Source organism: Streptomyces sp. CB02261 (genome assembly GCF_001905665.1).
Classification (GTDB): Bacteria; Actinomycetota; Actinomycetes; order Streptomycetales; family Streptomycetaceae; genus Streptomyces.
The window spans coordinates 1-12366 of record NZ_LIVX01000015.1 but is presented as its reverse complement, the minus strand read 5'-3'; the positions used below and the strand labels follow the sequence as shown (position 1 = coordinate 12366).

Annotated in this window: 12 protein-coding genes and 1 rRNA gene; 10 read left to right on the top strand and 3 right to left on the bottom strand. The window is 72.5% G+C overall.

The features are described 5' to 3' along the window. Positions 1-63 precede the first annotated feature (63 nt). Genes AMK29_RS33970 through AMK29_RS33950 form a run of 5 tightly spaced genes read left to right on the top strand, consistent with a single transcriptional unit; the run spans position 64 to position 6815 of the window. On the top strand, positions 64-903 hold the full coding sequence (locus AMK29_RS33970; protein ID WP_073819937.1) for a hypothetical protein: 840 nt from the start codon (positions 64-66) through the stop codon (positions 901-903). Then, complete coding sequence (locus AMK29_RS33965) at positions 893-2221, top strand: hypothetical protein (protein WP_073819936.1); 1329 nt, start codon at positions 893-895, stop codon at positions 2219-2221. The genes AMK29_RS33970 and AMK29_RS33965 overlap by 11 nt, the downstream gene beginning before the upstream one ends. Further along, positions 2218-3771 (top strand): SCO6880 family protein, encoded by a 1554-nt coding sequence (locus tag AMK29_RS33960; RefSeq protein ID WP_073819935.1) that lies wholly within the window; start codon positions 2218-2220, stop codon positions 3769-3771. The genes AMK29_RS33965 and AMK29_RS33960 overlap by 4 nt, the downstream gene beginning before the upstream one ends. A 20-nt stretch (positions 3772-3791) precedes the next feature. Further along, entirely contained in the window at positions 3792-5186 is a 1395-nt protein-coding gene (locus tag AMK29_RS33955; RefSeq protein WP_073819934.1) for an ATP-binding protein, read from the top strand. Further along, entirely contained in the window at positions 5187-6815 is a 1629-nt protein-coding gene (locus AMK29_RS33950) for a type IV secretory system conjugative DNA transfer family protein (RefSeq protein WP_073819933.1), read from the top strand. A 25-nt stretch (positions 6816-6840) separates the two neighbouring features. On the opposite strand, the gene AMK29_RS33945 is transcribed toward AMK29_RS33950, so the two are convergent. Beyond that, positions 6841-7320 (bottom strand): MarR family transcriptional regulator, encoded by a 480-nt coding sequence (locus tag AMK29_RS33945; RefSeq protein WP_073819932.1) that lies wholly within the window; start codon positions 7318-7320, stop codon positions 6841-6843. Between the two features lie 97 nt (positions 7321-7417). On the opposite strand from AMK29_RS33945, the gene AMK29_RS37730 reads away from it, so the two are divergent. After that, positions 7418-7771, top strand: coding sequence for an HGxxPAAW family protein (locus AMK29_RS37730; protein WP_073819931.1), 354 nt, complete (start codon positions 7418-7420; stop codon positions 7769-7771). A 57-nt stretch (positions 7772-7828) separates the two neighbouring features. Here the strand turns inward: AMK29_RS37730 and AMK29_RS33935 are convergent, their stop codons facing one another. Further along, the gene (locus tag AMK29_RS33935; RefSeq protein WP_073819930.1) at positions 7829-8389 is read right to left on the bottom strand and encodes a GNAT family N-acetyltransferase; all 561 of its coding nucleotides are present in this window, start codon (positions 8387-8389) and stop codon (positions 7829-7831) included. A 134-nt stretch (positions 8390-8523) separates the two neighbouring features. On the opposite strand from AMK29_RS33935, the gene AMK29_RS33930 reads away from it, so the two are divergent. From AMK29_RS33930 to AMK29_RS33915, 4 genes are read left to right on the top strand one after another with little or no spacing between them, the layout of a single operon-like run. Then, entirely contained in the window at positions 8524-9426 is a 903-nt protein-coding gene (locus tag AMK29_RS33930; RefSeq protein ID WP_073819929.1) for an ABC transporter ATP-binding protein, read from the top strand. Continuing rightward, a complete protein-coding gene (locus AMK29_RS33925; protein ID WP_073819928.1) occupies positions 9423-10211 on the top strand; it encodes an ABC transporter permease in 789 nt (262 codons plus the stop codon). Before AMK29_RS33930 ends, AMK29_RS33925 begins: the two co-directional genes overlap by 4 nt. Before the next feature lie 13 nt (positions 10212-10224). Further along, positions 10225-11469 carry a sensor histidine kinase gene (locus tag AMK29_RS33920; protein WP_073819927.1) on the top strand — a complete coding sequence of 415 codons (1245 nt, stop codon included), beginning with the start codon at positions 10225-10227 and terminating at the stop codon, positions 11467-11469. Continuing rightward, on the top strand, positions 11466-12140 hold the full coding sequence (locus AMK29_RS33915; RefSeq protein ID WP_073819926.1) for a response regulator: 675 nt from the start codon (positions 11466-11468) through the stop codon (positions 12138-12140). The genes AMK29_RS33920 and AMK29_RS33915 overlap by 4 nt, the downstream gene beginning before the upstream one ends. 61 nt (positions 12141-12201) lie before the next feature. Here the strand turns inward: AMK29_RS33915 and rrf are convergent. Continuing rightward, positions 12202-12318: ribosomal RNA gene (rrf, locus tag AMK29_RS33910) — 5S ribosomal RNA — on the bottom strand. Positions 12319-12366: the final 48 nt, after the last annotated feature.

Here is a 12366-nt window from a genome sequence, read left to right as displayed (position 1 = left end):
CCTGATGTCCAGTCACGTTGCAGCACTGCCCGTACCGCGAACCAGTGAGGGGGCGTACCCGGCATGAGTCCCGGTGACGAGCACGACAGCTTCGGCGGCGTGGGCGGCTCGGGCCAGACCCGGACCCGCCTGCCCGAAGGCAACAGCGGCGACGTCTACGGCGGCGCCCGCCGCCCCGTCCGCAGCTCGCGTTCCCTCATCACGGTCGTCGGCGTGGTGGTCCTCCTCCTCGCCGCCATCGCCTTCGCCAACAGAGGCGACGGCAACGCCACGGACACCCCGGACGCCTCCCCCCGCAAGGGCGCGGCGGCCGCCGACCCCACGGCGGCGACGGGCGTCCGCCCGGTGACGGGCAAGAGCGGCGCGATCCCCACGGGCTACGCCCACGACGAACAGGGAGCGCAGAGCGCGGCGTCGAACTACGCGGTGGCGCTGGGCTCCGACGGGATGTTCAACGCCGCCCGGCGGCACGAGATCGTGGACACGATCGCGGACGCGAGCACCCTGGAAACGCTCCAGTCCGGCTTCGACGCCGACTACTCCCAGGACTTCTTGAAGCAGATCGGCCTCGACAACGACGGAAACGCTCCCGACGGAGCGACTTTCGTCAGCCGGACCATCCCGGTCGGCTCGAAGGTCAAGAGCTACTCCGACGACGCCGCCGAGGTCGACGTCTGGTCCGTCGGCATGTTCGGCCTCACGGGAGCTTCCTCGACCAAGCCGGTCACCCACGCCTGGTTCACCGTCAGCCTCAAGCTCACGTGGGACGGAACCGACTGGAAGGTCCGCTCGACCGCCCAGCGCACGGGGCCCACACCCGTCAACGGAGACAACCCCGTCTCCGGTTCCGAGGAGATCGCGGACGCGGTCAAGGAGTTCGGGGGGTTCACCTATGCCCGCTAGGGCACGCACCCACGGCCGCACCGCTCTGTCCGTCCTGGTGGCGGCACAGGTCGCGGTGTTCTCGCTGGCCTCCCGGGCCTCGGCAGCCCCGACACCGACCCCGACGCCCGCGCCCAGCGCGAGCGAGGACCCCTGCGCGCTGATCGCCGGCCCCGCACGGGACTACTGCGTCAACGGCCGTCCCGGCTCCGGCGGCGGAGCCGGCAGGACGCCCCTCGACGACCCCGCATCCGCCCTGGACCCCCTCACATCCCTGGCCCGCGGATGCGCCGACGCCGCCATCGCCACCATCGACTACCTCTCCAAGGCCGTCAAAGAGACCGCCGACGTCGACTTCACCAACCTGGAGTTCCTCGGCCGGTACGCGATCGTCTTCGCCGCCGCCACCTTCCTCACCCTCCTCCTCTGGCTCCTCGCCGTCGCCAAGCGCGCCATCCGCGGCGTCCCCCTCACCACCGCGCTCTCCGAAGCCATCGGCTTCCTCTGGCTGACGGTCCTGGCCTCCGCCTTCACGCCGCTGATCCTCTACACCGTCGTCAACGCCACCGACGCCGTCACCGAGGTCATCGCCTCCGGCACCGGCCAGCAGACCGACGTCTTCTTCGGCAGCTTCAAGCAGGCCCTCCAGAAGGGCGACAGCATCGGTGGCGGCCCCATCATGCTGATCATCGTGTCCCTGGTGACCGTCCTCGCGGCGGGCGTCCTGTACCTGGAGCTGTTCCTCCGCGCCGTCCTGCTGTACGTCGGCGCCCTCCTCGGCGTCGTCGTCTACTCCGGGCTCGTCGACAAGAACATGTGGGGCCACGTCCGCCGCTGGGCCGGCATCATGATCGCGGTCATCCTGGTCAAGCCGGTCATCGTGATCGTCCTCGGCCTGGCGGGCGCCCTCTCCTCCGGCACCGGCCCCGACTCGTTCTCCGCCGTCGTCTCCGGCCTCGCGATCATCCTGCTCGCGATCTTCGCCTCCGCGATGATCTACCGCTTCGTCCCCGGCTTCGGCGACGAGATCGCCGCCTCCCGCAACAACCGCCTCCACCGCGCCGGCGAGAACGCGGCCGCAGCCGTCATCTCCTCCCCCGCCTCCCTCGTCTCCCAGGGCATCAAGACGCACAGCGCCCGCGGTGACGGCGGCCAGGGCGGCGGCACCCAGGCCCCCCGCCCCGCCAACCCGGTGTCCGGCGGCATGGCCGCCCACAGCAGCCGCGGCGGCAGCGGCGGCGCCGGCGGTGCGACTCCCCCGCCCCCGCCCCGTAGCAGCAGCCCCACCGCGGGCACCCCGCACAGCAACCGCAAGAACTCTGGAGGTGCAGGGCGTTGACGACCCAGTCCCAGCCGGTCGCGCCCCGCCGTACGTATCTCGTCGGCCGTGCCCGGCCGAACGCGATCGTCGGCAAGAACCGCGAGACCGGCGAGATCGCCCTGATCATCGTCGGCGCCTTCCTCGGCATGATGAGCGGACTCCTCGTCCCCCTCCTCCCCCTGCGGATCGCGCTCCTCGCCGGCCTGCCGATGCTCGCCATCGCCGCCGTGTACCTCCCGTACAAGCACCGCACCTTCTACAAGTGGTTCGAGATCAACCGCAGCTACAAGCGGATGCTCAAGCGCGGCACCGCCTACCGTTCCGTCGTCGCCGAGGCCGGCACCCGCCTCGACGGCCGCGAGGTCGAGGTCGGTCCGCCGCCCGGCATCGGCCGCGTCGGCTGGCTCGCCGCCCCCTTCGGCCCCGACGAGATCGCCGTCCTCCTGCACGCCGACCGCCGCACGGTCACCGCCGCCATCGAGATCGAGGGCCCCGGCGTCGGCCTGCGCGACAGCGAGGACCAGGAGGCCCTGGTCGACCGCTTCGGCACCCTCCTCAAGCACGTCGCCAACGGCGACGGCTTCGTGACCCGCCTCCAGATGCTGGCGCGCACCCTCCCCGCCGACCCCGACGCCCACGCCAAGGACGTCGCCCAGCGCGGTGACCCCCACGCGCCCGCGTGGCTCATGGAGTCGTACGACCAGCTCCAGTCCATGGTCTCCACCTCCAGCGAGCAGCACCGCGCCTACCTCGTCGCCTGCATGCACTACACGCGCGAACTCGCCGCCGAGGCCAACGCCATGGCCCGCGCCGCCAAGCACGCCTCCGGCGCCCGCAAGCTCGACCGCGACGCCGGCCTCGCCGTCGTCATGGCCCGCGAGCTCACCGACATCTGCGCCCGGCTCGCCGAGGCCGACATCCGCGTCCGCCAGCCCCTCGGCCAGTCCCGCCTCGCCTCCCTCGTGCACTCCATGTACGACCCGGACCACCCCATCGACCACATCCAGGCCATGACGAAACGAAACGCTTGGCCGGCCGAGCTCGACGCCATGGAGCCGACGTACCTCCAGGCCAAGACCCGCGAGTCCTCCACCCGCGCCCCCTGGTGCCACGCCACGGCCTGGGTGAAGGAGTGGCCGATGACCCCCGTCGGCGTCAACTTCCTCGCCCCTCTCCTCGTCCACACCCCGGACGTGATCCGCACGGTCGCCGTGACCATGGACCTGGAGCCCACCGAGGTCGCCATCGAGCGGATGCTCACCGAGAAGACCAACGACGAGGCCGACGCCAGCCGCGCCGCGAAGATGAACCGCACGGTCGACCCGCGCGACATCGCCGCCCACGGCCGGCTCGACCAGCGGGGTGAAGATCTCGCCAGCGGCGCGGCCGGAGTGAACCTCGTCGGGTACATCACGGTGTCGTCGCGTTCACCCGAGGCCCTGGCCCGGGACAAGCGCACGATCAGGGCCTCCGCCGGCAAGTCGTATCTGAAGCTGGAGTGGTGCGACCGCGAGCACCACCGGGCCTTTGTGAACACCCTGCCGTTCGCGACCGGCATCCGCCGCTAGGGCCGAAGGGGCACAGACCCATGCGAGATCCGCTGTCCGTCCTCACCGAAGCCTTCACCTCCTTCCTCTTCGGGAAGGTGGAGACGACCCGGCTGCCCGTCCGCACCTCCACCGGGCAGGCCCAGGCCGTCTATCTGCCGACCGCCGCTCCCGGCCTCGGCGACTCCGGCGTCATCATCGGCCGCGAGGTCTACAGCGGCAAGGGCTACATCTACGACCCCTTCCAGCTGTACGGGCAGCAGCTCCCCGCCCCGCACTGGCTGGTCCTCGGCGAGTCCGGCAACGGCAAGTCGGCGCTGGAGAAGACGTACGTGCTCCGCCAGCTCCGCTTCCGGGACCGGCAGGTCGTCGTCCTCGACGCCCAGGGCGAGGACGGCGTCGGCGAATGGAACCTCATCGCGCAGGAGTTGGGGATAACCCCCATCCGCCTGGACCCGATGGTCGCCAACGACTCGGGGATCCGCCTCAACCCGCTCGACCCGTCGATCACCACGACCGGGCAGCTCGCCCTGCTCCGCACGATCATCGAGGTGGCGATGGGCCACGGCCTCGACGAGCGCTCCGGCTTCGCGCTCAAGGTCGCCCACGCCCACGTCACCGAGCACACCACCGACCGGCAGCCGATCCTCACCGACATCGTGGAGCGGCTCCGCCACCCGGAGGCGGAGTCGGCCGAGGCGATGAACGTCGACATAGACGATGTACGGGCCTGGGGCCTGGACGTCGCCCTCGTCCTCGACCGGCTCGTCGACGGCGACCTGCGGGGCATGTTCGACGGCCCGACGACCGTCGGCATCGACCTCGACGCGCCCCTGATCGTCTTCGACCTCTCCCACATCGACCGCAACTCCATCGCCATGCCGATCCTCATGGCGATCGTCGGCGTGTGGCTGGAGCACACCTGGATCCGCCCCGACCGGAAGAAGCGCATCTTCCTCGTCGAGGAGGCCTGGCACATCATCAACAGCCCGTTCGTGGCGCAGCTGTTCCAGCGGCTGCTCAAGTTCGGCCGGCGCCTCGGCCTGTCCTTCGTGGCCGTCGTCCACCACCTCTCCGACGTCGTCGACGGAGCGGCCGCCAAGGAGGCCGCGGCGATCCTCAAGATGGCCTCCACACGGACCATCTACGCCCAGAAGGCCGACGAGGCACGCAACACGGGCCGGGTCCTCGGCCTGCCCCGCTGGGCGGTCGAGATCATCCCGACCCTCACCCCGGGCATCGCGGTCTGGGACGTCAACGGCAACGTGCAGGTGGTCAAGCACCTCATCACCGAGAAGGAACGCCCGCTGGTCTACACGGACCGCGCCATGACCGAGGCCTCGGCCGTCGACCCGGAACTGGAGTGGGAGACCGAGCAACGGGCGATCCTCGTCGAGCAGCAGCTGAACGGCACGTCCCAGTCGACGGTGGCGTAGATGGAGGCGGCACGCAAGGAGGGGGGAGTCTCCGACGGGCTGCTGCTCAGCCTGTTCGGCCTCCTCCTCTGCCTCACGGTCCTGGTGTGGACGGCGACCGGCCTCGCCGGCCTCCTCTCCCACGGCGCCTGGCCGGACGGCATCACCCTCACGGGCACACCGTCCGCCCTGCGCTCCCTGGTGACCGCCCCGACCGACCTCCCGGCGGCCTGGCCCGCCACCCCGCCGGGCCAGCTCTCGGGGTACGGGCTGTTCTGGGGCCTGTTGATCGGCGAGGCGATGATCCTGCTCGTCCTCGCGGTCTTCGCGCTCGGCACGCTGGCCCGCTGGCGAGCGGTCAGGGCGAACCGGAAGTCGGGGGCGTACGGTCACGCCGCGGCCGCTCCGGTACGGAAGGAACCGGCCGCGCCGGCGGCACACTCCAGCGTCCCGCCCCCCGCCGGCCCGACGACACCCGAACCGGCCCCGCCCGCGACCGCACCCGTCCCAGCCGCGGCGCCTGCACCGACCGCCCCGGTGGCACCGACCACGCCGACCCCAACGACCCCGACGACCGCCCCGGTGGCACCCACCCCGCCGTACGCACCCGCACCCACCCCCGCCGTCCCGGCCCCGGCCCCACCCGCCACCGTCGCCCTCGCACCGCCCGCCCCCGCCCCGGTCGGGCCCGCCCCCGTCACCGCCGCGCACCCCACCCCCGGCCCCACGACCCGCACGTTCTACGGCCTCCCGGACGCCCGCCGCCCCGTCGCCGTCCAGGCGATCCAGGACGCCGAGGGCCCGGTCCTGGTCGTCACCTCCGACCCCGCCGTCTGGTCCGCCACGAAGGACGCCCGCGGCAAGCTCGGTCCGGTCCTCGTGCACGACCCCGGCCACCTCTGCGACACGCCCGCGCGGCTCCACTGGTCGCCGTCCGAGCACTGCGAGGACCCGGCCGTGGCCGCCGAGCGGGCCGTCGCCCTGCTCGCCCCCGTACGCCCGCACTCGCGTCTCGACGCGGCTACCGCCGATACCGCGGAAACGCTCCTGCGTTGCTGGCTGCACGCCGCCGCCGTCGACGGCCGCCCGTTCCGCCAGGTCCACCGCTGGGCGCAGGGAACCGGCGCCCACGAGCCGGTACGGATCCTCCGCAGCCACCCCAAGGCGGCCTCCGGCCACGCGGGACTTCTCGAATCGGCGCTGACCGCGCACCCGGAAAGCCGCCGCCTGGCACAGGAACTGACGGCCCGTGCCCTCGCCTCGCTCTCATCGGTCCACATCCGCGAGGCCTGCACCCCGAATCGAACGGATTCGCTGGCGCTGGCATCTTTCCTGCCCGAAGGGGGCACCCTCTACGTGGTGGGGGAACCGATCGAGGATCCCCGCACCCACCCCGGCGCGATGCCGCTCCTGACGGCGCTCGCCGCAAGCGTGGTCGAGCACGGCCGCCGCATGGCCGCACGGTCATCCGACGGTCGGCTCGACCCACCACTGACGCTCGTCCTCGACGACGTCGCCGCCGTGGCGCCGCTCCCCCAGCTCCCGCAGCTCCTCGCCACCGGCCACGACCAGGGCCTCCCGACGCTCGCGCTGATGCGCTCCGCCGAACAGGCACGCACCCGCTGGCCGGAGACCTCCCTCAGCCGCTAGGGGGTGCCCGGAAAGCTCCGCCCGATCAGAGGGCGCGGGCGCGGAGGGAGTCGAGGTGGGCGCGGGCGGCCTCGGCGGCGTGGGTGAACCAGTCGGCGATCACGGCGGTCTCCTCCGGGGTGTAGCGGGCGAAGACCTCCTCCAGGCGGGCGTAGAACGGCTGGTAGAGCGCGATGACCCGGGCGGCCGCCGCCGGGTCGGCGACGACACGTACCCGGCGGCGGTCGGCGGGGTCGGGGACGCGGTGGGCGTACCCGGCCTTCTCCAGGCGGTTGAGCACGCCGGTCACGGCGCCCGTGGTGAGGTTGGCGCGCGCGGCCAGGTCCCCGGCCGACAGGGGCTCCTCGCCCGCGCCGAGCACATGCCCGAGACAGGTCAGGTCGGTCACGTTGAGGCCGAGCGCCTGCGCGACCTCCTGCTGCCCGACGAGCCCCAGGGCCACGTACGCGTCCATCCGCTGGATCGCCTCGCCGGCGGTGGCCGGGGGGCGGCTCTTGCCCTGCACGCAGAGACTCCTTAGCATCTAAGTTACTTAGCTCGTGAGATAAACCCGCGTGCTGATGCCTTCATCCTGCCTGCCCGCAAACCCCGACGGAGCATCCATGAGCGCCCACGGCGACGTCGACCTCGGCCACACCCTGGCCGGATGGACCGGAACCACCCTCGCCGGGCTCGCCGGCGCCGTCACCGGAGCCGGGATCTGCCTGGACAGAACCTGGGCCCTGTGGCTCGGCGCCGCCCTGGCCGCCCTCGCGGCCGCCACGACCTGGGGCCTGCACCTGGCCGGCTGGGGCAAGCCCTCCGGCCCCCGCCCGGCCGCCCAGTGGGACTGGCGGGTACGCGACATCACCGCCCGCGACGGCCACCCCGACTGCCTCGGCTGCCGCCTCGCCGGCCGCCACGCACCGGCCCCCGCCCACACCCCTCTGCGCCCCGAACCGGCGCCCAGCACCTGAACCCCGACCGGCGACTGCCGTCCAGGTCCCCGAGCCCACGTCCTCAAGCCCAGGCCCTCAAGCAGGCCGCAGCAGCTCGAACTCCAGCTCGTGCGCGTCCGCGCTCCCGTGCAGCGCGGCCCGTACGCCGGTCGGCACGTATCCGAGACGCCGGTACACCGCCTGGGCCCGGCCGTTCTCCGCGTGCACATACAGCCGCGCCCGCCCGATCCGCGGCTCCGCCAGCGACCAGGACCACTCCGCCGCCGCCTCGAACAGAGCGTCGATCACCCCGGCGCCGCGCGCCTCGTCCCGTACGAACACCCCGACGACATGGGTCTGTTCGACCTCGGGGACGTCCCCGAAGAGCGACTCGGCCCCGGCCCGCTCCACCAGCACCGACACCGTTCCCACCCACTGCCCGTCCGGCGCCTCCGCGACGAACTGGCGCACCCGCCCGTCGCCGCTCTCCGAAGCCCCCTCGGTCCGCTCCCGCCAGAACGAGTCCGGCCGCTCCACCGCCGCCTCGTACGTGTCGAGGAACGCGAGATGCGCGACCGGGTCCCGCAGCGCCGTCAGCCGGAGCTCCCGGGCCCGCTCCCACTCGTCGGCGCGGATGACACGAATCGAATAGTCCATGCGGCCGATCCTCCCCACGGCACCACCACCCTGACAACGCAATTCATCGCCGTGGTACCCCGGTACGACGCCCGCGCCCCGGCACCCGCCCCCGGTCGGACGTCCCGCCCCCGCCGGCTCCCTAGCGTCGAAGCATGATCCGAGCAGAGAACCTCACCAAGCGGTACGGGTCCACCACCGTCGTCCAGGACCTCAGCTTCACCGTCCGCCCCGGCGCCGTCACCGGCTTCCTCGGCCCCAACGGCGCCGGGAAGTCCACCACCCTCCGCATGCTCCTCGGCCTCGACGCCCCCACCCGCGGCCACGCCACCATCGGCGGCCGCCCGTACGCCTCCCACCGCGCGCCCCTCACCCAGGTCGGCGCCCTCCTCGAAGCCCGCTCGGTGCACCCGGGCCGCTCCGCCCACCACCACCTCATGGCCCTCGCCCACACCCACGGCATCCCCCGCGCGCGCGTGGAACGGGTCCTCGCCCTCACCGGCCTCACCCACGTCGCCGGGAAACGCGTCAAGGGCTTCTCCCTCGGCATGGGCCAGCGCCTCGGCATCGCCGCCGCCCTCCTCGGCGACCCCGCCACCGTCATCCTCGACGAACCGGTCAACGGCCTCGACCCCGAGGGCGTCCTCTGGATCCGCACCCTCCTCAGGTCCCTGGCCGCCGAGGGCCGTACCGTCCTCGTCTCGTCCCACCTCATGAGCGAGATGGCCCTCACCACCGACCACCTCATCGTCATCGGCAAGGGCAGGCTCCTCGCCGACACCACCGTCGACGACCTCGTACGCACCTCCGGCGGCACCACCGTGAAGGTCGTCACCCCCGAGGCGGACCGGCTGCGCACCCTCCTGCCCGGCGCCGGCATCACCGTCGAAGCCCCCGACACCCTCCTCGTCACCGGCCGCGACGCCCCCGAGATCGGCCGCACCGCCGCCGCCCACGGCCTCCCCCTCCACGAACTCACCCCCCAGGCGGCCTCCCTGGAGCAGGCGTTCATGGCCCTCACCCACGACTCCGTCGAATACCAGGGAGCCCCCGCATGACCACCCTGACCGCCCGGACCACCCCGGCCCTCACGCACGCGCGCGTCCTCCGCTCCGAGTGGCACAAGCTGTGGACCGTCCGCTCCACCTGGATCACCGTCCTCACCGCCGTCGCCTTCGTGCTCGGCGTCGGCATCCTGATGGGCGCCACCTACACCTCCGACGGCGGAGACTCCGACGTCGACACCGTCGTCCTCTCCCTCTACGGCTCCCAGCTCGGCGGCGTCGCACTCGCCGTCCTCGGCATCCTGGTCACGGCGGGCGAGTACGCGACCGGCATGATCCGCGCCTCCCTCACCGCCGTCCCCCGCCGCCTCCCCGTCCTGTGGGCCAAGGCAACGGTCTACACCGCCACCGTCTTCGCGCTCTCCTTCGCCACCGCCCTGCTGACCTTCCTCGCCGCCCAGCTCTTCCTCTCCGACACCGACCAGGCCGCCTCCCTCACCGACGACGGCGTCCTCGCCGCCCTCGCGGGCAACGCCGCCGGAGTCACCCTCCTCGGCGTCCTCGCCCTCGGACTCGGCGCGACCCTCCGCTCGGTCCCGGGCGCGATCGGCGCGTTCGTCGGCGGGGTCCTGATCGTCCCAGAGATCCTCGGGATGCTCCCGTACGAGGCGATGGACACCGCCGTCCGGTACTTCCCCACCCAGGCGGTCGGCGCCCTCGGCTCCGCGACCCCGCTGCCGGGCGCCGCCTCCCCCGGCACCGCCCTGCTCGCCCTGCTCCTCTGGGCGGCCGCCGCCCTCGCCGTCCCCGCCCTGTTGCTCAGGGGCCGGGACGTATGAGGATGATGACGGGATGACCACGCAGGAGCCGCCGCACACGGCAGGGCAGACCGGCCTGAGCAGGCACGTCCAGCGCCTGCTCGACCGCCTCCGGGCCTTCGACGACCGACACCCCTGGCCGTGGGACGCCACCCTGACGCTCCTCTGGACGGTGGCGGCCCTCGTGGACGCGGCGGGCGGCTGGCGGACCACCGCCCAGAACCCGTCCCTGCCCACCTGGTTCGTGACCGTCCTCAGCCTCGGCCTCGCCCTGCCCCTCTACTGGCGCCGCCGGCACCCCACGGCGGTCCTCACCGTCATGGCCTGCGCGGCGCTCGTCAGCGAGGCCTCCGGCGCCTCCCTGCAGGCCTCGTACCTCCAGATGCTCCCTGTCTTCCACATCGCGCTGATCCGCCCGCCCCGCGCGCTCCTGTGGTGCCTGGCCCTGCTCGTGCCGCCGCTCGTGACGGGAGCCCTGCGCTTCTCCCGGGAGGCATGGGACCAGCGCGTCATCCCCGCCCTCTGGGCGTACGCCCTGGTCGCCCTCCTCGGCATCGCGGTCCGCGCCCGCAGGGACTACACGGAGGGCCTCGTCGACCGCGCCCGCCGCCTGGAGATCGAACGCGACCAGGAGGTGCGCCTCGCGGCGGCGGCCGAACGCACCCGGATCGCCCGCGAGATGCACGACATCATCGGCCACAACCTCTCGGTCATCACCGGCCTCGCGGACGGCGGCCGTTACGCGGCCGCCAGAAACCCCGAGCGCGCCGCACAGGCCCTCGACGCCATCGCCACGACGAGCCGCGAGGCCCTCGGAGAACTCCGCCGCCTCCTCGGCGTCCTGCGCGACGACGAGGAGGCGGCGGTACGCGACCCCCAGCCCACCCTGGCCGACCTGGACGCCCTGATCACCGGCGTACGGAAGGCCGGCCTGCCGGTACGCGTCGACCTCCGTGACGAACCGATGGCCCAACCTCTCGCCCCCGGTGCCCAGCTGACGGTCTACCGGGTGGTGCAGGAAGCCCTCACGAACACGCTGAAGCACGCCGGCGCGGGGGTGAGGGCGGCCGTCGTCCTCACGTACACCCCAGCGGAGGTACGCGTGGACGTCACCGACACCGGAACGGCGACGGAACTCCCTCCCCCCGGCCAGGGGCAGGGCCTCCTGGGCATGCGCGAACGCGCGGCCCTCTACGACGGCACTCTCGACTGCGGCCCCCTGCCGACCGGCGGCTGGGCCGTCCGACTCCGACTTCCCCGGGAGGACTCCCCCTCGTGACGACCGTTCTCATCGCGGACGACCAGCCGATGCAACGCTTCGGCTTCCGCATGCTGTTGGAGAGCCAGGACGACATGAGCGTCGTCGGCGAGGCGTCGAACGGCGCCGAAGCGATCCGCCTGGTCGACCGCTTCCACCCGGACGTGGTCCTGATGGACATCCGGATGCCCGGCCTGGACGGCATCGAAGCCACCCGCCGCATCATCGCCACGGGCGCCCGCACCCGGATCCTCATCGTCACCACCTTCGACCTGGACGAGTACGCGTACGAGGGCCTGCGTGCCGGCGCCAGCGGCTTCCTGGTGAAGGACGCCCAGCCGGAGGAGCTCCTCGCGGGCATCCGCGCGGTCGCCGGCGGCGACGCGGTGGTGGCCCCGAGTCTCACCCGCCGTCTCCTGGACGCCTACATCCACCACCTGCCGCCGACGACAGGCGCGACGACGGCCCCGCACGCGGAGGACCCCCGCCTCACCTCCCTGACCGACCGGGAACGCGAGATCCTCACGGTCATCGGCCAGGGCTGGACGAACACCGAGATCGCCGAACGCCTGCACCTGGCGGAATCCACGGTGAAGACCCACGTGGGCCGCATCCTCGCCAAGACCGGCGCCCGCGACCGCGTCCAAGCGGTGATCCTGGCCTACGACACCCAGCTGGTGACGCCGGCCTGAAAAGGCCCCCAAACGCAGAAAAGCCCCGCACCATAAGGTGCGGGGCTTTCCCACAATGATTGTTCGGCGGCGTCCTACTCTCCCACAGGGTCCCCCCTGCAGTACCATCGGCGCTGAAAGGCTTAGCTTCCGGGTTCGGAATGTAACCGGGCGTTTCCCTAACGCTATGACCACCGAAACTCTATGAAGTTAACAACCGGAGATAGACACAGTCGTTACTTCAGAA

Excerpts from the sequence above, each read along its gene's own strand:
- AMK29_RS33970 (WP_073819937.1), top strand. The coding sequence starts at position 64 with ATGAGTCCCGGTGACGAGCACGACAGCTTCGGCGGCGTGGGCGGCTCG.
- AMK29_RS33965 (WP_073819936.1), top strand. The coding sequence starts at position 893 with ATGCCCGCTAGGGCACGCACCCACGGCCGCACCGCTCTGTCCGTCCTG.
- AMK29_RS33955 (WP_073819934.1), top strand. The coding sequence starts at position 3,792 with ATGCGAGATCCGCTGTCCGTCCTCACCGAAGCCTTCACCTCCTTCCTC.
- AMK29_RS33950 (WP_073819933.1), top strand. The coding sequence starts at position 5,187 with ATGGAGGCGGCACGCAAGGAGGGGGGAGTCTCCGACGGGCTGCTGCTC.
- AMK29_RS37730 (WP_073819931.1), top strand. The coding sequence starts at position 7,418 with ATGAGCGCCCACGGCGACGTCGACCTCGGCCACACCCTGGCCGGATGG.
- AMK29_RS33935 (WP_073819930.1), bottom strand. The coding sequence starts at position 8,389 with ATGGACTATTCGATTCGTGTCATCCGCGCCGACGAGTGGGAGCGGGCC.
- AMK29_RS33930 (WP_073819929.1), top strand. The coding sequence starts at position 8,524 with ATGATCCGAGCAGAGAACCTCACCAAGCGGTACGGGTCCACCACCGTC.
- AMK29_RS33925 (WP_073819928.1), top strand. The coding sequence starts at position 9,423 with ATGACCACCCTGACCGCCCGGACCACCCCGGCCCTCACGCACGCGCGC.
- AMK29_RS33920 (WP_073819927.1), top strand. The coding sequence starts at position 10,225 with ATGACCACGCAGGAGCCGCCGCACACGGCAGGGCAGACCGGCCTGAGC.